General features: G+C 63.9%; 30 protein-coding genes. 20 read left to right on the top strand and 10 right to left on the bottom strand.

The genetic code is table 11. The features are described from left to right. Positions 1-75 precede the first annotated feature (75 nt). Genes AC2VNO_RS03310 through AC2VNO_RS03295 form a run of 4 tightly spaced genes read left to right on the top strand, consistent with a single transcriptional unit; the run spans position 76 to position 2,712 of the window. The gene (locus tag AC2VNO_RS03310) at positions 76-627 is read left to right on the top strand and encodes a hypothetical protein (RefSeq protein ID WP_228576703.1); all 552 of its coding nucleotides are present in this window, start codon (positions 76-78) and stop codon (positions 625-627) included. Next, entirely contained in the window at positions 627-983 is a 357-nt protein-coding gene (locus tag AC2VNO_RS03305) for a hypothetical protein (protein ID WP_486932805.1), read from the top strand. Before AC2VNO_RS03310 ends, AC2VNO_RS03305 begins: the two co-directional genes overlap by 1 nt. A gap of 32 nt (positions 984-1,015) precedes the next feature. Further along, positions 1,016-1,696 (top strand): DUF1007 family protein, encoded by a 681-nt coding sequence (locus AC2VNO_RS03300; RefSeq protein WP_486932804.1) that lies wholly within the window; start codon positions 1,016-1,018, stop codon positions 1,694-1,696. Between the two features lie 41 nt (positions 1,697-1,737). After that, on the top strand, positions 1,738-2,712 hold the full coding sequence (locus AC2VNO_RS03295; protein ID WP_486932803.1) for a nickel/cobalt transporter: 975 nt from the start codon (positions 1,738-1,740) through the stop codon (positions 2,710-2,712). A 12-nt stretch (positions 2,713-2,724) separates the two neighbouring features. Here AC2VNO_RS03295 and AC2VNO_RS03290 read toward each other — a convergent pair whose 3' ends face one another. Beyond that, positions 2,725-3,150, bottom strand: coding sequence for an HIT domain-containing protein (locus AC2VNO_RS03290; protein ID WP_486932802.1), 426 nt, complete (start codon positions 3,148-3,150; stop codon positions 2,725-2,727). A 137-nt stretch (positions 3,151-3,287) separates the two neighbouring features. Here AC2VNO_RS03290 and AC2VNO_RS03285 point away from each other — a divergent pair, with 137 nt between their 5' ends. From AC2VNO_RS03285 to AC2VNO_RS03275, 3 genes are all read left to right on the top strand, one after another. Continuing rightward, positions 3,288-3,419, top strand: coding sequence for an entericidin A/B family lipoprotein (locus AC2VNO_RS03285; RefSeq protein WP_228576693.1), 132 nt, complete (start codon positions 3,288-3,290; stop codon positions 3,417-3,419). A 98-nt stretch (positions 3,420-3,517) separates the two neighbouring features. Next, complete coding sequence (locus AC2VNO_RS03280; RefSeq protein WP_228576691.1) at positions 3,518-3,649, top strand: entericidin A/B family lipoprotein; 132 nt, start codon at positions 3,518-3,520, stop codon at positions 3,647-3,649. Between the two features lie 170 nt (positions 3,650-3,819). Further along, complete coding sequence (locus tag AC2VNO_RS03275; protein WP_486932801.1) at positions 3,820-4,086, top strand: I78 family peptidase inhibitor; 267 nt, start codon at positions 3,820-3,822, stop codon at positions 4,084-4,086. Positions 4,087-4,108: 22 nt separating this feature from the next. Here AC2VNO_RS03275 and AC2VNO_RS03270 read toward each other — a convergent pair whose 3' ends face one another. From AC2VNO_RS03270 to AC2VNO_RS03245, 6 genes are all read right to left on the bottom strand, one after another. Continuing rightward, positions 4,109-4,630 carry an acyl-CoA thioesterase gene (locus AC2VNO_RS03270; protein WP_228576687.1) on the bottom strand — a complete coding sequence of 174 codons (522 nt, stop codon included), beginning with the start codon at positions 4,628-4,630 and terminating at the stop codon, positions 4,109-4,111. Positions 4,631-4,703: 73 nt separating this feature from the next. Beyond that, positions 4,704-6,014, bottom strand: coding sequence for a short-chain fatty acid transporter (locus tag AC2VNO_RS03265; protein WP_486932800.1), 1,311 nt, complete (start codon positions 6,012-6,014; stop codon positions 4,704-4,706). A gap of 93 nt (positions 6,015-6,107) precedes the next feature. Then, the gene (locus AC2VNO_RS03260; RefSeq protein WP_486932799.1) at positions 6,108-7,499 is read right to left on the bottom strand and encodes an MATE family efflux transporter; all 1,392 of its coding nucleotides are present in this window, start codon (positions 7,497-7,499) and stop codon (positions 6,108-6,110) included. Between the two features lie 5 nt (positions 7,500-7,504). Beyond that, the gene (locus tag AC2VNO_RS03255; RefSeq protein WP_228576682.1) at positions 7,505-7,753 is read right to left on the bottom strand and encodes a YfhL family 4Fe-4S dicluster ferredoxin; all 249 of its coding nucleotides are present in this window, start codon (positions 7,751-7,753) and stop codon (positions 7,505-7,507) included. Between the two features lie 75 nt (positions 7,754-7,828). Further along, complete coding sequence (gene coaD / locus AC2VNO_RS03250; RefSeq protein WP_486932798.1) at positions 7,829-8,308, bottom strand: pantetheine-phosphate adenylyltransferase; 480 nt, start codon at positions 8,306-8,308, stop codon at positions 7,829-7,831. 86 nt (positions 8,309-8,394) lie between these two features. After that, a complete protein-coding gene (locus tag AC2VNO_RS03245; RefSeq protein ID WP_486932817.1) occupies positions 8,395-10,272 on the bottom strand; it encodes a beta-ketoacyl synthase in 1,878 nt (625 codons plus the stop codon). A 317-nt stretch (positions 10,273-10,589) separates the two neighbouring features. On the opposite strand from AC2VNO_RS03245, the gene trmB reads away from it, so the two are divergent. From trmB to aroQ, 6 genes are all read left to right on the top strand, one after another. Further along, on the top strand, positions 10,590-11,297 hold the full coding sequence (gene trmB, locus AC2VNO_RS03240) for a tRNA (guanine(46)-N(7))-methyltransferase TrmB (RefSeq protein WP_486932797.1): 708 nt from the start codon (positions 10,590-10,592) through the stop codon (positions 11,295-11,297). Then, the gene (locus AC2VNO_RS03235) at positions 11,298-11,627 is read left to right on the top strand and encodes a DMT family transporter (protein ID WP_486932796.1); all 330 of its coding nucleotides are present in this window, start codon (positions 11,298-11,300) and stop codon (positions 11,625-11,627) included. A gap of 57 nt (positions 11,628-11,684) precedes the next feature. Next, the gene (dacB, locus tag AC2VNO_RS03230) at positions 11,685-13,124 is read left to right on the top strand and encodes a D-alanyl-D-alanine carboxypeptidase/D-alanyl-D-alanine endopeptidase (RefSeq protein ID WP_486932795.1); all 1,440 of its coding nucleotides are present in this window, start codon (positions 11,685-11,687) and stop codon (positions 13,122-13,124) included. Between the two features lie 34 nt (positions 13,125-13,158). Further along, positions 13,159-13,530, top strand: a complete 372-nt coding sequence (locus tag AC2VNO_RS03225) for a diacylglycerol kinase (protein ID WP_228576671.1) — start codon at positions 13,159-13,161, stop codon at positions 13,528-13,530. An 86-nt stretch (positions 13,531-13,616) separates the two neighbouring features. Then, entirely contained in the window at positions 13,617-16,598 is a 2,982-nt protein-coding gene (gene glnE / locus AC2VNO_RS03220; protein WP_486932794.1) for a bifunctional [glutamate--ammonia ligase]-adenylyl-L-tyrosine phosphorylase/[glutamate--ammonia-ligase] adenylyltransferase, read from the top strand. A 40-nt stretch (positions 16,599-16,638) separates the two neighbouring features. Further along, positions 16,639-17,082: a type II 3-dehydroquinate dehydratase gene (gene aroQ, locus AC2VNO_RS03215; RefSeq protein WP_228576667.1), complete on the top strand. Its 444-nt coding sequence runs from the start codon at positions 16,639-16,641 to the stop codon at positions 17,080-17,082. A 47-nt stretch (positions 17,083-17,129) separates the two neighbouring features. Here the strand turns inward: aroQ and AC2VNO_RS03210 are convergent, their stop codons facing one another. Beyond that, on the bottom strand, positions 17,130-17,636 hold the full coding sequence (locus AC2VNO_RS03210) for a DUF4142 domain-containing protein (RefSeq protein WP_486932793.1): 507 nt from the start codon (positions 17,634-17,636) through the stop codon (positions 17,130-17,132). A gap of 108 nt (positions 17,637-17,744) precedes the next feature. Here AC2VNO_RS03210 and napE point away from each other — a divergent pair, with 108 nt between their 5' ends. From napE to AC2VNO_RS03175, 7 genes are read left to right on the top strand one after another with little or no spacing between them, the layout of a single operon-like run. Then, a complete protein-coding gene (gene napE, locus AC2VNO_RS03205) occupies positions 17,745-17,948 on the top strand; it encodes a periplasmic nitrate reductase, NapE protein (protein WP_486932792.1) in 204 nt (67 codons plus the stop codon). A 53-nt stretch (positions 17,949-18,001) separates the two neighbouring features. Then, positions 18,002-18,553, top strand: a complete 552-nt coding sequence (gene napF / locus AC2VNO_RS03200) for a ferredoxin-type protein NapF (protein WP_486932816.1) — start codon at positions 18,002-18,004, stop codon at positions 18,551-18,553. A 14-nt stretch (positions 18,554-18,567) separates the two neighbouring features. After that, positions 18,568-18,843: a chaperone NapD gene (locus tag AC2VNO_RS03195; RefSeq protein ID WP_486932791.1), complete on the top strand. Its 276-nt coding sequence runs from the start codon at positions 18,568-18,570 to the stop codon at positions 18,841-18,843. Beyond that, positions 18,840-21,335 (top strand): nitrate reductase catalytic subunit NapA, encoded by a 2,496-nt coding sequence (gene napA / locus AC2VNO_RS03190; RefSeq protein WP_486932790.1) that lies wholly within the window; start codon positions 18,840-18,842, stop codon positions 21,333-21,335. Before AC2VNO_RS03195 ends, napA begins: the two co-directional genes overlap by 4 nt. Before the next feature lie 9 nt (positions 21,336-21,344). After that, positions 21,345-21,818 (top strand): nitrate reductase cytochrome c-type subunit, encoded by a 474-nt coding sequence (locus tag AC2VNO_RS03185; protein WP_486932789.1) that lies wholly within the window; start codon positions 21,345-21,347, stop codon positions 21,816-21,818. Positions 21,819-21,829: 11 nt separating this feature from the next. Further along, positions 21,830-22,432 (top strand): NapC/NirT family cytochrome c, encoded by a 603-nt coding sequence (locus AC2VNO_RS03180; protein ID WP_486932788.1) that lies wholly within the window; start codon positions 21,830-21,832, stop codon positions 22,430-22,432. A gap of 28 nt (positions 22,433-22,460) precedes the next feature. Further along, a complete protein-coding gene (locus AC2VNO_RS03175; RefSeq protein ID WP_486932787.1) occupies positions 22,461-22,877 on the top strand; it encodes a hypothetical protein in 417 nt (138 codons plus the stop codon). A gap of 8 nt (positions 22,878-22,885) precedes the next feature. On the opposite strand, the gene AC2VNO_RS03170 is transcribed toward AC2VNO_RS03175, so the two are convergent. Both AC2VNO_RS03170 and AC2VNO_RS03165 read right to left on the bottom strand, forming a co-directional pair. Then, complete coding sequence (locus tag AC2VNO_RS03170; RefSeq protein WP_486932786.1) at positions 22,886-23,542, bottom strand: HAD family hydrolase; 657 nt, start codon at positions 23,540-23,542, stop codon at positions 22,886-22,888. Positions 23,543-23,600: 58 nt separating this feature from the next. Then, a complete protein-coding gene (locus AC2VNO_RS03165) occupies positions 23,601-25,103 on the bottom strand; it encodes a tripartite tricarboxylate transporter permease (RefSeq protein ID WP_486932785.1) in 1,503 nt (500 codons plus the stop codon). Between the last annotated feature and the right edge of the window lie 2 nt (positions 25,104-25,105).

Below are 25,105 nucleotides of genomic sequence, written 5' to 3'. Positions count from 1 at the left end.
TCAAGACGGTAGCCGTGCTCTTGCAAGGTGGGCCAGGCTGCGTAGACTGCGGCCAATGACGAACAGGAGAAACCCATGCGCCTGTGGTGGATGATACCGGGCCTGGCCTTGCTGGCGGGCTGCCAGACGACGCCTACGGCACTGCCCGTTGCGGAGCCGGGGCCGGCAGCGGAATGCCGCTGGGAAGCTGAGGGAGTGGCGCCGCGGGAATGGGTTCGTCGAGCGCTCGACACGCTGGAAGCGGACGGCTTCGTCATACGCGATACCGAACCGGCACTGGGGCTGGTCAGTGCCGAGCGTACCCGGACCATTCCGGGCTACGGTGACCGTCACGACAGCTGGGAGCGCACCGGTTTCTTTGGTGGCCTGGGCATCGGCGGCGGGCGCGGGCTTTCCACCGGCGTGATGATCGGCTTCGGCGGCGCCGCCGGCAGCATCTCCCAGGACGCTACCCAGCTGGAGCGGGTCTCGCTGGCCGCCGACCCGGGTGGGGTAAGGGTCAGTCGCGACATCCAGGTCATCGACTGGCGTGGCGAACTGCGCGAGACGCGCAGCGGCAGCGATACCGCTTTCTGCAGTTCGTTGCGCCAGGCCATGCTGGCGACCCAGGTTCGGGAGGAGCCTTGATGCGCCGCCTTGTCATGCTGATGCTGGTGGCCCTGCTGTCGGGCTGCGCCGCAACCTCACCGACGGCGGAGCCGCGCGAGCTGGCGCTCTCCGCACCGCCCGACGAGACGCTGCAACAGGTCGTCGGGCTGCTGTTGGAGCAGGGCTATGTGATACGTCGCGCCGATGCCGAGCAGGGGCGTGTGGAAGCCGCCTTGGCGCGTTGGCCCGGCTATCGTGTCGACGCTGTGGTGACCCCCGAGGGCCAAGGCGCGCGAACCTCGCTGACGGCCACCCGGGGCGGGCGGCCTTTGCCCCCTCATCTGCTCGACCCACTCCTGGCTGAGCTCCAGCGCCGGCTGGGTCTGGCACCCTGAACACAAGGTTTTCATGAGAGATTCACTGCGACATGACTCGCTTGCTTGACCTATGTATCGCTGTCGGGACGAGAAGCGCCCGGCTGCCAGTGCTGATGTTGCTCCTCTTGCTGCCGGGCATGGCCGCGGCTCATCCGCACGGTTGGATCGACATTCGCGTCCGTTTGCTGGTCGACGATGAGGGGCGCCTGGAAGCGCTGCATCAGGCTTGGCGCATGGACCCCTTTTATAGCCTGGTGCTGCTCGAGGAGCTGAGCCGCACCGAGGGCGGGCTGGAGGCGGGTCTCGACCGGCTGGGTGGCGAAATACGCGGCAACCTCGCTCCGTTCGATTTCTTCACCGAGGTTCGCTTGGGCGACGAACGGCTCGAACTTGGCGAGGTGAGCGAATACACCGTGATGGAGCGTGGCGGTCGAGTGGAGTTCATCTTTCTGCTGCCGCTGGCGTCGACCCATGCGCTGAGTGAAGAAACGCTGCAATACAAGGTGTTCGATCCCACCTACTACCTGGAGGTCGTACACGAGGCGGAGGGTGAAACCCCGCTGGACGATGCGCTGCAGGTCGGCGGTGAGTTGGCCTGCTCTACGCAGATCGTTCCCGCCAATCCCGACCCCGAGCTGGTGATGCAGGCTGCCCTGCTCGATGTCAACGACGAGGCGGAGCCTGGTTTGGGGCGTCATTTCGCCGAGACCGGGGTGGTGGTATGCGAGTGATGGTGGGAACGAAACCGCGTGCCTGGTTGCTGGGACTTTGCATGCTCTGCGTCGCGACGCTGATCCTGCTGTTCTTCACCCAGGGTGGCCTGCAGTCGCTGAGCCTGCAGCTGGTGGCCTGGCAGCGTGATTTCCATCGCGCCCTGACCATGGCAATCACCAATTTTTCCGGCACGCCTTCCGCGGGTGCCTGGACGGTATTGCTGGGCATCAGCTTCGGCTATGGCGTCTTCCATGCTGCCGGTCCGGGGCATGGCAAGGCGGTCCTGACGACCTACCTGCTGTCTCAGGGCGGCGCCATGCGCCGGGCACTGGCGCTCTCCTTTGCCGCCTCGCTGCTGCAAGGGTTGGTGGCCATCGGCCTGGTGGTGGTGCTGGTACATGGTCTGGGCTGGGTCACGCGCCAGGCCATGGGGAGCGTGGTATGGGTCGAACAGGCCAGCTTTCTGATGGTGGCACTGCTCGGCGCCTGGCTGTGCCTGCGGGCCATACGTCAGCTACGGCGCCCGGCGGTTCCTGTCCGCCAGGCCCATGAAGAGCACCACCACCACGGCCACGACCACAGCCATGATCACTGCTGTGGTGGGCATCACCACGTCGACCCGCAGCAGGCCACCGATTGGCGTACCGCACTGGCCACCGTGGTCGCTATCGGTATCCGGCCCTGCAGCGGTGGGGTATTGCTGCTGGGGGCAGCTTCACTGCTGGGTCAGTTCGCGGTCGGCGTGGCGGCGGTGATGGTGATGGCATTGGGTACGGCGCTCACCGTCTCGGGCCTGGCTGTGGCCAGCGTGGTTGCACGTGGTTGGGCCGAGAAGCAGCTCGTGCGGCAAAACAGCCTGCAGCGGGCGGGTCGCTTTCTCAGCTGGGCCGCCCTGGGTGGCGGCCTGGCCATCATGACGCTGGGGGTTTCGCTTGCCGTTACCGGAGTGAGCCAGCCCGCATCGGCGCCCATACTCGGTGAGCCGCCCGCTCGCAGCAGCCCCGCGCCCGGTACGCATCCCTTCGGTGGCTGAATCGGGCTGGGCTCATAGCTTCAGCTCGAGGCCGTCCAACTGCGCCAGCAAATGGTCGCGCATACTGGCCAACGCATCGAGGTCGTAGGGTTGTGGCTCGCCCTGTCCCCATACCGGCCCTGGCCAGGCGGCATCCCCGCTTAGGCGGGCAACGACATGAACATGCAGCTGGCTGACCACGTTGCCGAGGTTGGCCACGTTGATCTTGTCGGCTCGGGTCAGCGTCTTGAGCATGCGGCCAAGCTCACTGGCCTCATGCCAGAGCTGCCGCTGATCCGCTACGTCCAGGTCGAACACTTCGCTTGCTCCCTCACGCCGCGGTATCAGGATCAGCCAGGGAAAGCGGCTGTCGTTCATCAGTCGCAGTTGACTCAGCGGCAGCTCCGTTACGGGATAGCTGTCCCTCGCTAGGCGTTCATCCAGCGTTACCGTCGACATGTTTCGTTCCCTCGCCAAGACCTCGATGACGTTTACATCATGCCATGGGCAGCCGACAAGCGCCTCGCCAGGAGGCGCTTCGCTTGATAAGGGACTAATATCGATTACGTCAGTCCTGACGAACGGGAGTAAGAAACATGAAACGTACGGTAGCTACCCTGCTGGCACTATTGCTTGGGCTCTCTCTCCTTAGCGGCTGCAATACCATGCGAGGCATGGGTGAAGATATCGAACAAGGCGGCGAGGCGATTCAGCGCCAGTCCACTTAGCAATTAGGCAAAAGGAGGCAGGGCTGTTAGGCTGAGAGAGGCCATTGCTTCACGGAAAGGAATGGAATTCCCGGAACGTAAATCAAGGAGATGCGACCATGAAGAAAGCCATAGCCCTTAGCTTTGCCCTGCTGATGACCGCCGGCGCCCTGGCGGGCTGCAACACCATGGAAGGCGCCGGTCAGGACGTCGAGCGTGGTGGAGAGCGCGTACAGGAAGCCGCTCAGTAACAACGCACGGTCCGGCTTGGCAGCATGCGGGTGACCTGGCAGTCTCCCCGTGTGCTGCCTGATACGGCAAAATGCTCTCTTTCCCCCTTTAGCGAGAATGATCCATGGTTAGCCCGCTGCGGTTTTGCCTGGCCTCTTTCAGTATGCTGGTATTGGCAGGATGTACCCCCATGCCACAGTCCAATGCTCCCCACGACCCCGCTCCCAAGCCGCCTCAAGTCGGCGAGAGCGAAGACGCCTGTGGCGCGCGACACGTTCAGGATCGGGTCGGTCGTCACTACGACGAGGCGCTGGGTGAAGCGATACACCGCGATAGCGGCGCCGGCGCGCTACGCGTCATCCGCCCGGGCCATGCCTATACCATGGAATACCGGGGCGACCGCATAAACGTCCATATCGACGACAGCGACACCATCACCGATATCGGCTGTGGCTGATCGCTCGCTGAATCTAAGCGACTCACAATTGATCGCCGTGCTCTTTCTGGGCGCGGCGTTCTGCTTCTTCCGCTTGCTTGCGCAGGGTCTTGCGTAGCGCGGCCTTGTCGAAGCGCAGCTTCTGCAATGGCGTTTCGAGCTTGAGCGGAGGTACCGGCGCCGGGTGGCCGTTGGCATCGACGGCCACCATGGTCAGGTAGCAGCTGTTGGTGTGGCGTATTACCTTGTCGCGTATGTTCTCGGCTACCACCTTGATGCCGATCTCCATCGACGAGCGGCCCACGTGATTGACGCAGGCCAGGAAGGTCACCAGCTCGCCCACGTGGATCGGTTGCTTGAATAGCACCTGATCGACCGAAAGAGTCACCACATAGTGGCCGGAGTAGCGGCTGGCGCAGGCATAGGCTACCTCGTCGAGCTTTTTGAGGATGGCGCCGCCATGAACCTTGCCGCTGAAATTGGCCATGTCGGGTGTCATCAGCACGGTCATGCTCAGCTCGTGCTGACCGGGAAAATCGAGGGGCAGGCTATCGGCACCGGCCATGTGCGTTACCTCTCTCGGTTGTACCGTCAGGCCCTGCAACGACATCGGGAGGCGCGTTGCAGGGCGTGGCGGGTCAGAACCAGGTCAATCCCACCGAAATGATCACGCCGGTGATGACCAGCTGAATCAGGCAGAAACCCATGATGTCCTTGGCCTTCAGCCCGGCGATGGCAAGTACCGGCAGGGCCCAGAACGGCTGCAACAGGTTGGTCCATGCATCGCCCCAGGCCACGGCCATGGCCACACGAGCCACGTCGACCCCCAGCGCTTCCGCCGCCGGCAGCATGACCGGCGCCTGCACCGCCCACTGGCCGCCGCCGGAGGGCACGAACAGGTTGACGATGCCGGCGCTGATGAAGGACCAGAACGGCAGTGAAGTCTCGGTGGCGAACGAGACCAACCCTTCCGACATCGACTCCGCCAAGCCCGACTGGACCATGATCGCCATGATGCCGGCGTAGAAGGGGAACTGGATGACGATGCCTGCGCCGCCCTTGATCGCCTCGTTGAGGCTCTCCAGCAGGCTGCGGGGGGTACGATGCAGCACGATGGCCAGGAACAGGAACATGAAGTTGACGATGTTCAGGTTCAAGCCGCCGCCGCGCAGGAAGAAATGGTCGAGCAGGAAGATCACCCCGGGGATGCCGACCAGCCAGGCCAGCGTCACGCTGTTCTCGAGTCGTTCGGCAGGACGATTGATGCGCACTCGGCTGGCGGGGGCGTCGTCGAGCAGTTTGGGGTCGACGTAGACGCTCTCCTTCTCGTCGGGCAGCATCGCACGGTTGACCAGCGGAATGGCGATGAACAGGCATGCCACGATCGCCAGGTTGAAGAAGGCGAAGATGGTGGAGCCGGTGCCTATCACGCCGATCTGCTCGGCGGTGAAGTGGCCATCGGTGGCAATGGTCAGCGGGATGGAGCCGGCCAGACCGCCGTGCCACACCACGAATCCGGAGTAGGCACTGGCCACCAGCAGGCGGTAGTCGACTCGCACCAGGCGCGCCAGCTCCTTGGCGAACAGCGCTCCCACCACCAGGCCGAACCCCCAGTTGATCCAGCTGGCCGTCAGTGAAACGAACGTTACCAGCAAAATGGCATGGCCCGCATGCTGAGCCAGGCCGGCCAGGCGCTGCAGCAGACGCTTGACCGGCGGGGAGCTGGCAAGCATGAAGCCGGTTACCAGCACCAGCAGCATCTGCATGGAGAAGGTCAGCAGGTTCCAGAAACCATCGCCCCAGAAGCGCATCACGGCGAGTGGCGTCTGGCGTTCCACGGCAATGGCAGCGGCGGCGGCGATGACCGTCAGCAGCAGTACGAAGATGAAAGGGTCAGGGAGATAGCGGTCGACCAGCCTGACGGCGGGCCTGGAAAGGAATTTGAGCATGGCAGCGTTCGCTTCTTCTGATTGTCTGATGTGCGTGAGAGCAAAATAGCGCATAGTCATCAGCTTGCCCTAATAATATGACAAGCCATTGGCTCAATGGCAGCGGTCGGCCACCTCCGCCGAGCTGCCATCATCGGCCTCATGGTGCCATCGAGAGCGCCGAAGCTGCCAATAGTAGCCGACCAATACGGCCGATCGCACCATGGAGAAAGCGAGAAACGCCAGCCACAGGGCATGGTTTTCATACTCGGGCGGGGCGAGCATGCGGGCTATCCACCAGATCGGCAGGTAGGCCGCCAGGGCGATGAAGATGCTGTTGCGCATCTCCCGTATCGCCGTGGCGCCGATGAACACACCGTCGAGCAGATAGCTCCAGACCGCGATCAATGGCATGACGACCATCCAGGGCAGATACTCCCCGGCCGTTGCCCGCACCTCGGTCAGGCTCGTCAGCATGGCAATCAGATAGTGCCCGCCCAGGGCGAAGGCGATTGCGGCAGTGCCGGCCGTTATCAGCGAGAACCAGGCGGCGGCGCGCACGGCCTGGCCGAACTCATCCCAGCGGCGACGGCCCACGGCGCGCCCGGCAATGGCCTCGGCGGCATGGGCGAAGCCATCCAGTGCGTAGCTGGTGAGCATGATGAACTGCAGCAGTACGGCATTGGCTGCCAGCACGGTATCGCCCTGTACGGCCCCGCGCGACGTGAAGAAAGCCATGGCGAACAGCAGCCCCAGGGTGCGAACGAAGAGGTTGGCGTTCACCTGGAACAGCTCCGCATAGGCGCTCAGATGAAATAGCCGTTCGCGCAGAAAGCGGCCCTGCAGCAGCTTCAGCTGGCGGAGAACCAGCCAGGTACCGAAGGCAAGGGCGGTGTAGTCGGCAATCACCGTGGCCCAGGCCACGCCGTCGCTGGTCATGCCCAAGCCGACCACGAACAGCAGGTCCAGCGCGATATTGACGCTGTTGGTCAATACCAGGATGGCCAGTGTCACCCGAGAGTTCTGCTGGCCCAGGAACCAGCCCAGGATGGCGTAGTTGGCCAGCACCGCCGGGGCCGAGAGAATGCGTATCTGGGCGTATTCGGCGGCGATGGCGGTGGCGACCTCGCTGCCGTCCAGCAGCCACAGGCCAAGGCCGATCAGCGGCTGTGAGAACAGGATCAGGAGCGTCCCGATTCCCACGGCCAGCAGCAGCGACTGGCCCAGCAGATTGCGCACCTCGCTGTCGCTCTCGCGCCCCACTGCCTGAGAGGTCAAGCCGGTGGTGCCCATGCGCAGGAAGCCGAACCCCCAGTAGAGGAAGCTGAACAGGGTGGCGCCCAGTGTCACGCCGGCCAGGTAGCGTGAATCCGGCAGGTGGCCGACCACGGCGGTGTCCACCAGCCCCAGCAGCGGCACGGTGATATTGGAGAGAATGATGGGCCAGGCCAGCGTCCAGATGCGCCGTCGGGCAGCCGCGGGGGTCTCGCTCCGCAGAGTCGCCACCTGGGTCAGGCGGCGGTGATCAGCTGATACTTGGTCATCAGCTCGTCGCGGGTCTCGCGGCGCTCGGGGTCGAGCGGAATGCAGTCGACCGGGCACACCTGCTGACACTGCGGTTCGTCATAGTGGCCGACGCACTCGGTGCACAGGTTCGGATCGATGACATAGATCTCCTCACCCGCCGAGATGGCGTCGTTAGGGCATTCGGGTTCGCAGACGTCGCAGTTGATGCACTCGTCGGTGATCATCAGAGCCATGGATTACCTCGCGATCGGGCGGGCCGCGTCCGGCCTCGCCCAGATATAGCGGCTCGGGAAAGCCGAGTAATTCGGTCAGGTATTATAATGCTTGCGCAGCGCCTCGGCGACCCCGGGATGCACCAGGCGGGAAACGTCGCCGCCGAGCTTGGCGATTTCACGCACGATGGTGGAAGAGATATAGGAATTTTCCACCGCGGGCGTCAGGAATACGCTCTCCAACTGCGGCGCCTGGGCGCGGTACATGTTGGCGAGCTGCAGCTCGTACTCGAAATCGGAGACCGCCCGCAGCCCGCGCAGAATGATGTGCGCCCGTTGCTCGGACATCATGTCGGTGAGCAACCCCGAAAAACCGATCACCACCACGTTGTCGAGCCCGGACGAAACGTCTTGTGCCAGGGCGATACGTGTATCGAGATCTAGCGCCGGCTTCTTGCCGGGGCTGGCCGAGATGGCCACCACCACCTTGTCGAACAGCCGGGAGGCGCGCTCGATGAGATCGTAATGCCCATGGGTGATGGGGTCGAAGGTGCCGGGATAGACCGCGATTTTCATGGCGCTCCGCTCACTTGCACAGCTCAGGGGGGCTCAGGTTACCCGTCTGCGATCGGCCCGACAACGTCGAAGCGGTCGCAGACGGGTCAGTCTTCCAGGGTGCCGTAAGGGTTGTCCACGGCAAGTGACACCGGGCGGGCATAGCCGGGTATGCTGATCTGGTCGGGGCCGACCTCGAGTTCAGGCCCTTCCAGTACGCCCTCACCGAAGCGATAACGCACTTCGAACTGGCCACGGTCTGCCCCCGCCAGATACGCCTGACTGACCTGACGTACCTCTTCACGGCGCTGGCGCCAGGCAGCCACGGCCGTTTCGCCATGACGCTGTGTCAGCAGCCGTTCAGTCACGGCGGGCGAGAGCACCACACCGGTGGCGTTGTTGCCCCCGAACCCCTTGGCATTGATGAAGGCGGCATCGGCATGGAACGCCTGTGCTTCACGGGAGAAGCGCAGGCGTTCGGCGTGGACGTCGTTGGCCACCGCGTCAAGCGTGGGGATGCCCGGCAGCAGGCCGTAGGCGAAACTGCCCAGGGCGCTGGTCAGCTGGTCGCCGGCGGCGCTGCCCTGTGAGTGGCCGACGAACGCCTTTACCGCCACCACCGGCCAGCTTTCGATACCGTTGGCCTTGGCGACCAGGTCGAAGACATGGGATTCCGTCACCCGGTTCTTGGGCGTGCTGGTGCCGTGGGCATGCAGGAAGGTGCGCTCACGCAAGGCCTTTTCGCCGAGCATGTCGCGCACCAGGGCGGCCGCCTTGCCCAGGGTGATGTAGTTGCCGATGCCCGGGGCGGAAATGGAACGCTTCCAGCCATCGGCATTGACGTAAACCCCAGGCACGCTGCCCAGGATCTCGGCACCCAGCTCCAACGCCAGGGCATCGTCGAGCAACAGAATGAACTGGCTGGACTCGGCGATGGTGAAACCGCAGTTGCGGGCGAAGGGCCGACAGGCGCGCTGGTAGTCGGCATCGGTGAGTAGCTCCAGGGCATCCAGCGCCTTGAGGCTCTCGTCGTCGGCCAGCGCGCCCATGGCGCGAAAACCCTCGATGATCTCCGGTGTTACCGGCGCATCGGAGGTGCCTACCATGACCGCACGGCGCTGGCCGCTGCGGATGTCCTCCACGCCCAGCCGCAGGTTGTAGAGAAAGCTGGCGCAGGCACCCAGGACCGCACCGGTACCGCCAACGCTGCCCAGCACATAGGCATTGAGAAAATCGGCGGGCATCTGCCCATAGCCCAGCGGCATCTGCTTGGAGGTGGCTCGGTTGCCCGAAACGAAGCTCTTGAGCAGCCCCCCCCAGCCTTCGTCGTCGAGCTGGCCGATGGAGTTGCCGGCATAGACGGCGATATCGTCGGGATCGAGGCGGTCGCGCAGCGCCTCCCACTGCAGGCCGCTGCCGGCCAGACAGTCGCTGGCAGCGAAAATGGACATCGAAAGCCCGCGGGGGTGGTGGACGCTGCGGTAGTAGCGCCTTGGGTCGAAACCGCTGGGAAGCTGACCGGCAGCGCGCACCAGAGCCGGACGCGTTTCCGGCAGCAGCACGTCGAGCTCGCCGGGGGGAACCGTGACCTCCAGTGTATGGCGATCCAGTTCACGGATGTGCCAGGTCGGCGGCAGCTGATCGGGCAGGTGGCGACGGCGGATGCTGAAGGTGAGCTCCGCCCCCAGGCCCAGGCTGGCGCGACGATTGGCCGGCAGCCCCTCGTCGTTGAAGCGGGGGTCCTCGATTCTGCGAATCAAGGTGTGGTCGAGCACCATTTCGCGGCAGTTATCGGCCAGGCGGCTGGGATCGACCGGGTTTCCAGCGGCGTCGTGCCAGATGCCTTCGCGACAGCTGCCCAGGCCCATCAGCGCGGCCAAGCCGAGCAGCAGGGAGGCTTGCTCGGCTTGCGGAAGAGCGTCGATCACGGTGCGACGAAACGCTTGATGGCCAGAGGTACGACCGGCGGCGTTGACGCCGCCCATGCCGACGATCACCGGTAAGTGTGACAAGCCGCTTTCCTCGTTGTGCTGTTCGTGCGAGTCGGTAATGTAGGTATAGGACTGGCGATCATAGCACCCGCTTCGGGACGCCGTCATGGGCGCAACACGCAAGTTATGGCCAGCAAAGATAAAACAAACGTTTGAAATGATGCGGCCAAAACGCTATGCTGTTGCTGCTGTTTGAGTCATACGAGTGGGTATGTGGGCGCTCCTGTTTATTTGGGGCGCCTTTTTTTTGCCCCTCGCCCGCAGGGCCATGGCTGTTAGAATGTTCAGCCTTCAGCCACCGATCTGCCGCTATGCAAGCCACTTCCCGGACCATTGCCACGAATCAGAACGGCCCCCACAAAGACGTGGTGCGTCGCGTCGAACGTGCGCTGCAAAGCCCGTTACGCAAGCCCGTGGCCGAGCATACCCGCTCGGCCTTCGAACAGGCCTGCAGCTGGTATGAGCGCCAAGGGGGCGAGCAGCGGCCGCTGATCCTCGATGCCGGCTGCGGCGTCGGCGTCTCGACCCGGCAGCTGGCCGCGCAGTTCGCCGACCATCTGGTGATCGGCATCGATCGCAGCGCCGACCGGCTCTCGCGGGAGCATGGCGAGGTGAGCGACAACGCCCTGCTGGTGCGCGCCGATCTGGTGGACTTCTGGCGTCTGGCGCTGGCCGCGGGCTGGCGACCGGTGCGCCACTATCTGCTCTATCCCAACCCCTATCCCAAGTCGGCGCATCTCAAGCAGCGCTGGCATGGCCACCCGGTGCTGCCGGTGATACTGGCGCTTGGCGGTCGGCTGGAGCTGCGCTCCAACTGGCAACTCTACGTGGCGGAGTTCGCCCAGGCCCTGGAGCGTGTGACCGGCGTGGTCAGCCCGGTCGAGCCCTTCGAACCCCTCGACCATTATCTGACGCCCTTTGAACGAAAATACCACGCCAGTGGTCAGTCTCTGTGGCGCCTGACCGCTGAGCTACCTCATGCTCCCGAGCTGGTGCCCGGCCTCATGGAGGAAAGCTGAATGGCCTTTTTCTACCTGGCCCTGGCCATCATCGCGGAAGTGGTGGCGACCAGCGCGCTCAAGGCGACTCATGGCTTCACGCGGCTCGTCCCCAGCCTGATCGTGATTGTCGGCTATGCGATCGCCTTCTACATGCTGTCGCTGGTGCTGCGTACTATCCCGGTGGGTATCGCCTATGCGATTTGGGCGGGGCTGGGTATCGTACTGGTGGCGCTGGTGGGTGTGCTGGTTTACGGCCAGCGCCCCGACCTGCCGGCGGTGCTGGGCATCGGCCTGATCGTCGCCGGCGTCGTAGTGATTCAACTGTTCTCACGTATGTCCGCCCACTGAGATGACTCGCGTGGGCTTTGTATGGGTTTTTCAATGATCTCCAAAGCTGCTGTCAGGATGAGCTGTCTGCTCTTCGTTTTCGGTTCGATGCTGCCCGTCGCCACCCTGGGGTCGGGCTTCGCCGAGCTCGGTGCAATGGCCGAGAGAGGGTTTCGTATCAGCGCCGAGGCCAGGCTGCTGGGCGATGGCCAAAGCCCCGGCGCAGTTCTCGGGGCCATCGATGCGGAGCGCCAGCTGTCGCCGGCATCGGTGAGCAAGGCTTACCTGGCAGCGGCCGCGCTCGACCGCTGGGGGCCGCAGCATCGCTTTGCCACGCGACTGGTCAGCGCTGCGCAACTGGATGCCAACGGCGTGCTGAGCGGCGATCTGATACTCGACGGCGGCGGCGATCCGGGGCTTGCCAGTGAGGACCTCTGGCGGCTGACCCAGCGCCTGCACCAGGCCGGGGTGCGTGCAATCGACGGGCGGTTGGTGGTGAGCCAATGGCGCTTCGGCCCGGTGGAGTGCATTACCACCGACCGCTGCGAGGCGCGTACGCGCGTGGCCAACAGCTATAGCGCACTGCTCTCCTCGGCCGGCGTCAATCATGGCAATTGGTGCGTGAATGTCGCCCCCGGCGCGGCGGCGGGTGAGCCGGCCCGTATCACCAGCTGCGACAGCCAAGCGTTGATTCTCGACATCGACAGCCAGATCGAGACGCGCCCGCCCGACAGTGGCACTGAGTTCAGCGCCGAGCGAGTGACCCGCGAGGATGGCGATGTGATGCTGCTGCGTGGCCAGATATCGCTCAACGCTGCACCCCGCGACGTCTACCGTGCCAGCGGCGATCCCGCTCGCCAGACGGCACGCACCCTGATGGCGATGCTCGAACAGGCCGGTATAGCCGTGCGGGATGGCTACGCTACCAGCATCGAGCAGCCGCCGGCATCGGCCCGTGCGTTGGCTCAGGTGGAGAGCAAGCCGCTGCAGGAGCTGCTGCTGCATGTGATGAACTACTCCAACAACTTCATGGCCGACGTGCTGGCGCTCAACCTGGTGGATACACCCAGGTCGGACCTGCTTCAGGCCGGCGAGGCGATCCAGGAGTACGTGGCGGGGCTTCCCGACCATGGTCCGGTGATCATGCTCAGCGGCAGCGGCCTGACTACCGAGAACCGCACCTCGGCCCAAGGCAGCAACGTGCTGCTGGAAAGCATGTTTCATCGCGCTTCGCTGTTCCCGAGCTTCGTGGCCAGCTTCCAGTCGCCGGCCAACGGCGTGTCGCGCTTCATACGCCGCGGCTCGCCGCTGTTCCAGGACAACATCATGCTCAAGACCGGCACGCTCAATCAGCCCTATGCGGTGCGAGCCGTCGGCGGCTACTTCCGCACGCGCTCGGGCCGCTGGGGCGTGTTCACGGTGATGGTCAACGGCACCTCGTCCACGCCCTGGCTCAACTGGGCCCAGGTGCTGGACCCGCTCGCCGATGACCTGGCTCGCATGATCGAGGCGAACTGACACCCGACCACCACTCGCAACTCAGGACGCGACGATGAAACCACCCCGTACCGGATGGCGCCATGTCATCGATGCCACCGGCTATTCGCTCAAGGGTCTCAAGTTCGCCTTTCGCCACGAGACAGCCTTCCGTCAGGAGCTGGCGCTGTGCGTGGTGCTGCTGCCGCTGGCCTGGTGGATCGGTGCGGGGCCGGTAGAGTGGATCCTGCTGGTGGGCAGCTGCCTGCTGGTGCTCACCGTGGAGCTGATCAACAGCGCCATCGAAAGCGTGGTGGACCGCATCGGTACCGAGCACCATGAGCTCTCGGGCCGGGCCAAGGATATCGGCTCGGCGGCAGTGATGATCGCTCTGATCGCCGCTGGCTTGACCTGGGGTCTGCTCACCTGGCAGAAATTCTTCGGCTGAAGCCACGCTAGAACGCAACGGGGATGCCGCGGCGATGAGCCTTCGATATGCTGGGGGCATTTCCGCTGCGACAAGGCGCGTTGCCCATGGCTATCCCCGACGATTTTCTGCCTGCCGATGAGATTCCTGCCGCCCTTACGCCAGCCCTGGAAAAGGCCTGGCAGCGCCTGAGCGAAAGTCTGTCGCGAGCCGATAACGTGGCCGAGATGACCGGTCAGGAATTGCCTTCGGAAAGCTGGCTGGCACTGGAGCCGGAACGTCGCCGTCAGCTGGCCCGCGTCATCACCATTTCCGACTTCGCCCTCGACACCCTGGTGCGCTACCCCGAATGGCTGCTGCATCTGGATGCCGGCGGCGAGCTGGACGAGGCGCCGGGCGCCGAAGCGATCGAGGCCTGGCTCGCCGAGAGGCTCGAAAGCGTCGAGGACGAGGCCGGCCTGCACGTCGCACTGCGGCGCTTTCGTCGGGCGCGGATGCTGGGCATCGTCTGGCGTGACCTGGTGCGACCTGCGGCTATCGACATGTGGGCCACGGCGGCTTCGGTGTCGCATCTTGCAGAAGCCTGTCTCGAGGGGGCGCTGAGTTGGCTCGAGCAGCACCTGGAGCCGCGCTGGGGCCGTGCGGCGCCGCGCGCCGATGGCAGCCCCCAGCGGCTGGTAGTGCTGGGCATGGGCAAGCTCGGCGCCGGTGAGCTCAACCTCTCTTCGGACATCGATCTCATCTTCGCCTTCCCCGAGCAGGGCGAGACCGAGGGCGGCCGCACGTCGCTCGAACATCAGGAATACTTCACCAAACTCGGCCAGAAGCTGATTGCCGCGCTGGATGCGGTGACAGCCGACGGCTTCGCCTTTCGCGTCGACATGCGCCTGCGCCCGCTGGGCGAGGGTGGGCCGCTTGTAGGCAGCTTCGCCTCGCTGGCCGCCTACTATCAGGATCAGGGCCGCGAGTGGGAACGCTACGCCATGCTCAAGGCGCGCCCGGTCGCCGGCGATCTCGAGGCGGGTGGCGAGCTGCTCGGCAACCTGCGTCCTTTCGTCTACCGCCGGTATCTCGATTTCGGCGCCATCGAGTCGTTGCGCGAAATGAAGGGGCTGATCAACCGCGAGGTGAAACGTCGCGGCATGCAGGCCAACATCAAGCTTGGTCCTGGCGGTATTCGCGAAGTGGAGTTCGTGGTGCAGGCGTTTCAGCTGATCCGCGGCGGACGCGATACCGAGCTCCAGGTCACGTCGCTGCGTACCGCGCTGGCACGCCTGCCCGCGCTCGGCCTGTTGCCCCAGGCGATCGTCGACGAACTGGTTCCCGACTATGTGTTCCTGCGCGATCTCGAGCATGCGCTGCAAGCGCTGGAAGACCGCCAGACCCAGAGCCTGCCGGAAGATGACCTCGACCGCGAGCGTGTCGCCCTGGCCCTGAACATGGAGGATTGGCCGGCCGTCATGGCCCGGCTCGAAGAGGTGCGCGCCAGAGTCCGCCGCCACTTCGACGCGGTGATTGCCGACCCGGAAAATGACCTGGAAGAAGCCGGCGAGGAGAAGACGCCGGGCGACGTCTCGCTGGACGACTGGCGTACCTTGTGGCGCGACGAACTCGACGCCGACGAGGCGAAGGCCCTGCTGGCCGAGGCGGGCTTCAACGAGGTCGAGACGGCCCTGCGCCGCCTCTCGGATCTGCGCCAGTCACGCCAGGTGCAAACCATGCAGCGTATCGGCTACGACCGCCTGGAAGCGTTGATGCCGCTGCTGCTCGATGCCGTGGCGCAAAGCGATGCTCCCGATACCGCGCTGGAGCGGGTGCTGCCGCTGATCGAAGCCGTGTTGCGGCGCACCGCCTACCTGGCGCTGCTCCGCGAGAACCCCGAAGCCCTCAGTCACCTGATGGGGCTATGCAGCGCCAGCCCGTGGATCGCCGAACAGCTGGCCCGCTATCCGCTCCTGCTGGACGAACTGCTGACTCCGGACACCCTCTACACCCCGGCAGACAAGACGCGCCTGGCCGATGAATTGCGACAGGTTCTGGGGCGCATTCCCGAAGAGGACGAAGAGGCCCAGCTCGAGGCGCTGCGTGTGTTCAAGCACGCCCATGTGCTGCGAGTCGCCGCTTCGGACATTGCCGGTACCCGGCACCTGATGAAGGTGAGCGACTACCTCACCTATATCGCCGAGGTGTTGCTCCAGGCGGTGCTGAACATGGCCTGGCGCCACCTGGTGCGCAAGCACGGCCACCCCTTGCGTCGCGACGGCTCGCGCGCCGACGGCGAGGCCGAATTCCTGATCGTCGGCTATGGCAAGCTGGGCGGCATCGAGCTTGGCTACGGTTCCGATCTCGACCTGGTGTTCATGCACGATGCCGGCACTCACGGCGAGACCGACGGTGCGCGGCCCATCGATACGGCGGTGTTCTTCACCCGCCTGGGCCAGCGCATCATCCACCTGCTCACTGCGGTGACCCCGGCCGGCACGCTCTACGAGGTCGACATGCGTCTGCGTCCCTCGGGCAATGCCGGGCTGCTGGTCACCTCGCTGGATGCCTTCGGCGACTACCAGCGCCGCGAGGCCTGGACCTGGGAGCATCAGGCACTCGTGCGTGCCCGGGTGGTGGCGGGGCACCCGCGCCTGGCTGCGGCCTTCGAGGCTCAGCGGCGTGAAATCCTCGGGCGCGAGCGTGACCGCGAGGCGCTGCGGGAGGACGTGGTCAAGATGCGCCACAAGATGCGTGACCACCTGGGGGGCAAGAGTGAGGCGGGGCAGTTCGACCTCAAGCACGATCCCGGCGGCATGGTCGACATCGAGTTCCTGTGTCAGTACGCGGTGCTCTCCATGGGCCGCGAAACGCCGGAACTGCTGCAGTGGAGCGACAACATGCGCATCCTCGAGACGCTGGAAAGCACCGCACGTCTGCCGGCCGAAGAGTGCCAGCTGCTGCGCGAGGCCTACCTGGCCCTGCGTAGTGCAGCCCACCGAGCTTCGCTCACCCGCGAGGCGGCACGAGGGAGCGAGGTCGATTTCGAGGCCCACCGGCACACCGTAATCGCCGCCTGGCAGCGGCTGCTCGAACCCCAGGCGTAAGCCTGGGCAGTCAGATTCGAATCACCTGAGAGAACCGTCGATGAACAAGGTACTGGTACTGCACGGCCCCAACCTCAACCTGCTGGGAACGCGCCAGCCGGAGATCTATGGCCGCGAGACGCTGAACGACATCAACAATGCGCTCTACGAGAAGGCCGCCGTCAACGGCTGGGACATCAAGGCGCTGCAAAGCAATCACGAAGGGGGGCTGATCGACGCCATCCACGCCGCACGCGATGACGGTACCGCGGCGATCATCATCAACCCCGCCGCTTACACACACACCTCGGTGGCCATTCTCGATGCGCTCAATGCCTTCGAGGGCAAGGTGATCGAAGTGCACCTCTCCAACGTGCACAAGCGCGAAAGCTTCCGCCATCACTCCTACGTTTCGCTGCGCGCCGACGGCGTGATCGCCGGGCTCGGCAGCCAGGGCTACCTGGCGGCACTCGACGCGTTGATTCGCGGCGCCGAACGCGCCTGAACCTGCCCCCGCGGCCCGCGCGTGACGGCGGGCCGCTACCACCCTGGCTAGCGAATCGAGTCGTTCAGCTCGCCGTTTACCAGCAGGGTCTCGAGGGTGTCGAACAGGTGATTGTTTAACTCATCGAGCTGCTCGTCGCCCGGTGAGCGATTCCGTTCGAGATATTCGATGGCGGCCCTGTGCAGTTCCATCTGGTAGGCCAGGAAGGCCTCGTCGAACGCCTCACCGTCCAGCTCCCCCAGGGCTTCGTAGGCTTCGCTGTCATAAACCGCCGTGCTGTGTTGCTCGGGGGGCTCCTCGTGGCCATCGGCGGCGAGCAGCCACTCCTCGAGAATGCCGTGGTCGCGTTCCAGTGTGCTTCCCAACTGGGCCACCTCGTCGCTCTCGGCGCGATCCCGGGCCAGCTCGGCCAGCTCCGCCTGATGGGCATGCAGGGCGTACAGTGCCGTGCGCAACTCGTCGCGATCGATTTCCGCCCAGGCGGCATTAGCAATCAACCAGCAGGTCAAGCCCGCCGCGGCAACTATCGAGCCTGATGGAAAAAATCCTTTCATTAATTCCTCCTGTTTTAACTTTCGCTGCAAATTGAAACAAGTCAGACATTTGCATCAATAGCGGTTACTACCTACGGTAGTACAAGACGACACGCTATGGTGCCGGTTATGGATCAAACAATAGAAAAGCGCGGCAAGCCGCCCAAACCAGAAACGCCGCAAGAGAGCCGTGAAAAACGTCGGGAGCTGGCCGTTTTCCTCTTTCTGGCGGGAATTCTTTTTCCCATTCTGGCCGTCATCATCGTGGCCGGATATGGCTTTGCCGTGTGGATCGTGCAGATGTTTACCGGCCCACCCGGGCCGCCGGGATAGGCGATATTTCGCCAATTGCCAGGCATAAAATAACGACATAAACCGTGACGAAAATGCCAGTTCACCTGGCCGGTGGGGATTTCATCATGCCGCCTGTGGATCCTTCGCGTCGTGCGCTACTGAAAGGTCGCGTGCGTCACGAACCGGTACTCAGACCTCCTTGGTCCGCTCCAGAAGAGGCCTTCACGCAGCTCTGCACCCGCTGTGGCGAATGTGCCAGCGTCTGCGAAACTCAGATCATCGTTGCCGGAGACGGCGGCTTCCCCGAAGTGGATTTCACGCGGGGCGAATGCACCTTCTGTCAGGCCTGCGTCGAGGTCTGTCCGGAACCGATCTTCGACACCCGCGAGCAAGCATCCCCCTGGAATCACGTCGCTACCATCAGCGAAAGCTGCCTGGGGTTTCAGGGCGTCTACTGCAAGAGCTGTGGCGAAGTATGTGAGGTCGCCGCGATTCGTTTCACCTTCAATTCCATGCGTGTACCCGAACCCGAGGTCGATACCGACGCCTGCAATGGCTGCGGGGCCTGCGTGCAGCTGTGTCCGGTACAGGCGGTTGAAGTGAAGCGTGATGCCGCGACCGAGCTCAGGCTGAACGCCAGTTAGAACAAGGAACGAACATGGACGACAACGTGCACATTTCCAGCTTGGTGGCGCAGGTAAAGCCACAGTCGATCGATTCGATCAAGGCGCAGTGCAGCACCTGGGAGGGGGTGGAAATTCCTGCCGTGGACCCGGTCGGGAAACTCGTGGTGCTGCTGGAGCTGCCTTCGCAGCGCCACATCGTCGAGTTCATCGACTGGCTGCAGGGGCGTGAAGGCGTGATATCGGTAAGCATGGTTTACCACCATGTGGAATCCAGGTTGGCGTTGGAGCAGGAGGTGCAGGGCACATGAAGCTGACACGGCGTGATTTCATCAAGAATTCGGCGGTAGCCACGGCGACCACCGCGGCGGGCATGTCGACCGCAGCGCAGGCGCAGAACATCGTCACCGATGCTCAGCACACCCGGCTGCAGTGGTCCAAGGCGCCCTGCCGATTCTGCGGCGTGGGCTGCGGCGTCAACGTGGCGGTACGCGACAACCGGGTCGTGGCCACGCACGGCGACATGCAGTCGCCCGTGAACCGCGGCATCAACTGCATCAAGGGCTACTTCCTCTCGAAGATCATGTACGGCGAGGATCGGCTCACCCAGCCGCTGCTGCGCAAGACCAACGGCGAGTACGACAAGAACGGCGAATTCACCCCGGTCAGCTGGGACGAAGCCTTCGACGTCATGGCCGACAAGTACAAGGCTACCTTGCGCGAGAAGGGCCCCGGCGCCATCGGCATGTTCGGCTCGGGGCAGTGGACGATCTGGGAAGGCTACGTGGCCAACAAGCTGATGAAGGCCGGCTTTCGTTCCAACAACCTCGACCCCAATGCACGCCACTGCATGGCCTCGGCGGTGTTCGGTTTCATGCGTACCTTCGGCTCCGACGAGCCGATGGGCTGCTACGAGGACATCGAAGCGGCGGATGCCTTCGTGCTGTGGGGGGCCAACATGGCCGAGATGCACCCGATCCTGTGGACGCGCATTACCGACCGCCGGCTGTCGCATCCCCATGTCCGGGTCTCCGTGCTCTCCACCTTCGAGCATCGCTCCTTCGAGCTGGCCGACCAGCCGATCATCTTCACCCCCCAGGCCGACCTCGCCATCCTCAACTACATCCAGCGCTACATCATCGAGAACGACCGGGTGAACTGGGACTTCGTCAATGACCACGTGCGCTTCATGGAAGGCAATGTCGATATCGGCTACGGCCTGCGCCCCGAGCATCGCCTGGAGTTGGCGGCACACAACGCCAGCGACAGTGCCGGAGCGCGCAATATCGACTTCGATCGTTACCGCGAATTCCTGCAGCAGTACGACGCCGCGACGGTGACCGAACTCTCCGGCGTGCCCAAGCGACAGCTCGATGAGCTGGCCGAGCTCTATGCCGACCCCGACACCAAGGTGATGTCGTTCTGGACCATGGGCTTCAACCAGCACACCCGCGGGGTGTGGGCCAACCACATGATCTACAACATCCACCTGCTGACCGGGAAGATCTCGACGCCGGGCAACAGTCCCTTCTCGCTCACCGGGCAGCCCTCGGCCTGCGGCACCGCGCGCGAGGTGGGTACCTTCTCCCATCGTCTGCCGGCCGACATGGTGGTCACCAACGACAACCATCGGCGCTACGCCGAGGAGATATGGAGGGTGCCGGAAGGCACCATCCAGTCCCAGCCCGGTGCCCACGCCGTACTGCAGAACCGGATGCTCAAGGACGGCGATATCAACGTCTACTGGGTGCAGTGCAACAACAACGTGCAGGCGGCAGCCAACCTGGTGGAGGAGACCTATCCGGGCTATCGCAACCCCGACAACTTCATCATCGTCTCCGAGGCTTACCCCACCGTCACCGCCGAGGTGGCCGACCTGATCCTGCCGGCGGCGATGTGGGTGGAGAAGGAGGGCGCTTACGGCAACGCCGAGCGGCGCACCCAGTTCTGGCAGCAGATGGTCACGGCTCCCGGCGAGGCGCGCTCCGATCTGTGGCAGATGATGGAGTTCTCCAAGCGCTTCGACATCGAAGAGGTGTGGCCGGAAGAGATGCTCGATGCCAACCCGGAGTATCGCGGCAAGACCCTCTATGAAGTGCTCTTCCGTAATGGCCAGGTGGACGCTTTCGGTCTCGACGAGCTCAATACCGACTTCCCCAACGACGAGTCCCACCACTTCGGTTACTACGTGCAGAAGGGGCTGTTCGAGGAGTACGCCCGCTTCGGGCGCGGCAAGGGCAAGGATCTCGACACCTTCGACAGCTATCACCAGAGCCGCGGCAAGCTCTGGCCGGTGGTCGACGGCCAGGAGACCCGCTGGCGTTACAACGGCGACTACGATCCCTACGTGGAGGAGGGGCGCCAGTTCCAGTTCTATGCCCAGGCCGACGGGCGCGCCATCATCTATGCCGTGCCCTACGAGCCGCCCGCCGAGGCACCCAGCGAAGACTATCCGCTGTGGCTGGTGACCGGGCGCGTGCTCGAGCACTGGCACTCCGGCTCGATGACTCGACGGGTACCCGAGCTGCACCGGGCCTACCCGCAGGCGGTGGTCTACATGCATCCGCAGGATGCGCAACAGCTGGGCGTCAGACGCGGCAGTGAGGTGCGTATCGTCAGTCCACGGGGCGACATGCACACCCGGGTCGAGACGCGGGGCCGCAACCGTATGCCTCGCGGCGTGGTGTACGTGCCCTGGTTCGACGCCAGCCAGCTGATCAACAAGGTCACGCTGGATGCCACCGATCCCATCTCCAAGCAGACGGATTTCAAGAAATGCGCCTGCCGTATCGAGGCCGTCTAGGAGGCGAACATGCGACTGATCAGCATTACCTTCCTGTCCTGCATTGCCGCGTTCAGCCTGCTGGCCTTGCACAGCTTCGCTGCCGAAGGGGAGCTGGATGCACTGCGTGCCAACGTACCGCTGCTGGAGGAACCGACCCCGGAGCCGCTGTATCAGGCCGAGGACCGCAGCCGACGTCCGGCGCGTGAGTACCCGATGCAGCCGCCTACCATTCCGCACCGCATCGACAATTACCAGGTGGACCTCAACGCCAACCGCTGCATGGCCTGCCATGCGCGCACCCGCGTTGGTGAAACCCAGGCGATCATGGTCAGCGTCACCCACTACATGGATCGTGAGGGCAACTTCCTCGGCGACCTGTCGCCGCGGCGTTACTTCTGCATGCAGTGCCACGTGCCGCAGACCGACGCCCCCTCGCGGGTGGGCAATACCTTCGTGGACATGAGCGAACTCATCCGCGGTTCACGTCAGTCAAGCGAATAGGAGAGGACGCTATGTTCAGATGGATCGGCAACGTCCTCGGCACGTTCTGGCGGGTATTCCGCTCCCCCAGCGGCTACTTCAGCCTCGGCTTTCTCACCGTGGGCGGCTTCATCGGTGGCGTGCTGTTCTGGGGCGGCTTCAACACGGCGGTAGAGGCTACCAATACCGAGCAGTTCTGTATCAGCTGTCATGAGATGGAGGCCAACGTCTATCAGGAGATTCTGCCTACCATCCACTACACCAACCGTTCGGGCGTGCGCGCCGTGTGCTCCGATTGCCACGTGCCGCACAACTGGACCGACAAGATGGCGCGCAAGATGCAGGCCTCGAAGGAAGTGTGGGGGCACATCTTCGGCATCATCGACACCCGCGAGAAGTTTCTCGATCACCGCCTCGAAATGGCTTCTCGCGAATGGCGCCGGCTGGAGGCCAACGACTCGCTGGAGTGTCGCAACTGTCACGACGAGCAGTACATGGACTTCACCCGGCAGAGCCCACGTGCCGCCGCGGCTCATCAGCGCGGCCTGGTGGAAGGGGATGCGACCTGCATCACCTGTCACAAGGGCATCGCCCACGAGCTGCCCGACATGGCGGGCGTGCACGGCTGGGAATGAGCGGCTCGGTGCCGCAGGAGGAAGGACGATGAGCGATTACAAGGGAATGGGAGTGCTGTTGGCAACGCTTACCCTCGGCATGGCGACTTCGGCATTCGGTCAGGATCCGTTTCCCGAGCCGAGTACGGCGGCTCAGCCTGGCTCGGTGGCGGAGGAGGCGGAGATCGGCACCATCGAGGCACGCGAGGACGACCTCGGCGTTGCTCGCGACGATCCCGAGCAGGACATGCAAGGGACCGCAACGCGAGACGAGTCAATATCGGGAGATGGCGCAGGGGCGGAATCGGGACAGGACGGCGGTGAACGCCAGGGGGAGAGCAACGAATTCGACTCCCCCTACCGCGACCTGGAGCCGGAGGACCCTGGCCTCGAAGAGCCCCGCCAGCCGATTCGACCGGGCCAGATGGAGGAGGATCAGGAGCGGGAGCGGGATAGCCAGGAGTGACGCGAAGCTCAGAGTTGCTCCAGAGCCGCTTCCAGGCCATGCAGATCGCTGATCGTAACGGTGTCGTCAGGGAACGGAGAGGCCGTGCGATCAGCGATGACGCCAATGAAGCGGGTGCCGTTGGAGCGTGCGGCACGAAAGTCGTTGTACGAGTCGCCGATCATCACCGTCTCACCTGGGGCATGATCCCTGCGTGCAAGAAGGTTGCGTAGGCCGGTAACCTTGTCGGGCGGCGCACCGATGACCTCGGTAAAGTATGAGGCGAGCTTGCGCTTCTCGACGATGGCTTTGAGCTCAGCCTCGGGAGTAGCTGAGAGCAGATAGAATGGACACACACCGGCCCAACGCGAGAGAAACTCCACGGCTCCAGGAATCTCCGGTGCGTCGAGCAAACGCTGCTCGACGCTGGCCTTGAATCTTGCGCAGAGTTCCTGAACGCGCGCGTCACTGGGTGGTCGTCCGAAAATCTGCCCTTCGATGTGTCGAAACTTCACTTCCCGTGGCTGCCCCCCCTTGCGCCCCAGGTAGGCGCATACGGCCCGATACTGCGGCTCGGGTGCCTCGGCGTAGAGGTCGGCGAAGGCTTGGCGCTTGAGGGTGGCCGAGTCCAGCACCACGCCGTCAAAATCGAAAACCAGCGCGCGGTGGCGGGATGGGTCGGTCACACTCGCTCCTCTCGTCGCTCATCTCAATCGTCGGCGCGATGTAAGCTCGCGCCGGTGTTCAGCCTTTGCCGAGGCGTTTGGACAGCCAGCCTTTGAGCGGGGTGTTGCTCAGCAGCACTAGCATGATCACGCTGGTCAGGACGAGCGACAGCGGATTGGACACCAGGGCCAAAAGGAAGTCACCCCCTCGATCGCCCACCGATGACATGGCCTGACGATAGGACTCATCGAGCAAGGGGCCTAGTATCACCCCTAGAATGATGGGTCCCATCTGGAAGCCGAACACCTTGAGCCAGTAACCGAGGATGCCGAAGCCGAGCATCCAGTAGACCTCCATCATGTTGCTGTTGATGGAGTAGGTCCCGACCACGCAGAGCACCAGGATCAGCGGGATCAAAACAGCCTTTGGCACTTCGACGATCTTCGAGAAAATCTTGATCCCGGTGAGCCCGAAGACCAGCAAGAAGATGTTCGCCAAGGCCAAATTCCCTACGGTGAACCAGAAGATGTGCGGGGTCTCGATCATGAGCATGGGCCCGGGGTTGAGACCGTGGATGACCAGCGCCCCGATGATTACAGCGGTAACCGCATCGCCCGGCATGCCCAGCGTCAGCATCGGGACATAGGCACCGCCTACCGCAGCATTGTTGGCCGTTTCCGGCGCCACCAGGCCTTCGTAGGCTCCCTCGCCGAATGGGCGGGTCGGGTTCTTTACGCTGCGCTTGGCGTGGTCGTAGGCGAATAGCGATGCGATGTCTCCGCCGGTACCCGGTAAAGCGCCGACGATGACCCCTATCACCGAGGTGCGTACCGATAGCGGCAGGAATTTCAGCACCATGCTCAAGGGTGGGACGATCTTGTCGACCTTCTGCTTGACCGGCACCTTGGCCAGGTTGTGCAGCTGGTAGAGAGCTTCGGCTACACCGAATAGCCCGATCATCACTACGACGTAGTGTATACCGCCGAGCAGCTCCATCTGTCCCAATGTAAGGCGTGGCTGGGCGGTAACCATGTCCATCCCCACCAGGCCGATGATGCCACCAAGCGCCACCGAAAAGATGCCGCGTGATAGCGACTTGCCCGACAGTGAGCTGACCAGCAACAGACCGAGTACGGCAATCAGGAAATAATCCCTGGGGGCGAACTGGAGCGCCAACCCGGAGAGATAGGGAGCAGTGCCGGCCAGTACCAGCACGCCGATGAGTCCACCGATCACCGACATGACGGTGCTCAGGCCGATGGCGCGCCCCGCTTCGCCCCGCTGAGCCAGAGGATAGCCGTCGAAGGCGGTGGTGACGGCCGAGGGGGCACCGGGAATGTTTAGCAGGATGGCGGTACGTGAGCCACCGTAGACGCCGCCTACATAGATGCCCACCATCAGTGCCAGCGCATTGTCGATGTGCCAGGAGAAGGTGAAGGAGATCAGGATCGATACCGCCATGGTCACCGAGAGCCCCGGGATGGCGCCGATATAGATGCCGGCCAGAACGCCGAGGGCGGTCAGGCCGAGCAGGCCAGGATTTAGCCAGGCCATTAGCAGGAAGGAAAGCGTGTCACTCATCG

The organism is Halomonas sp. TH-94, assembly GCF_057473365.1.
Note: the sequence above shows the minus strand (reverse complement) of the source record. Positions and strands in the feature narration are given on the sequence as shown.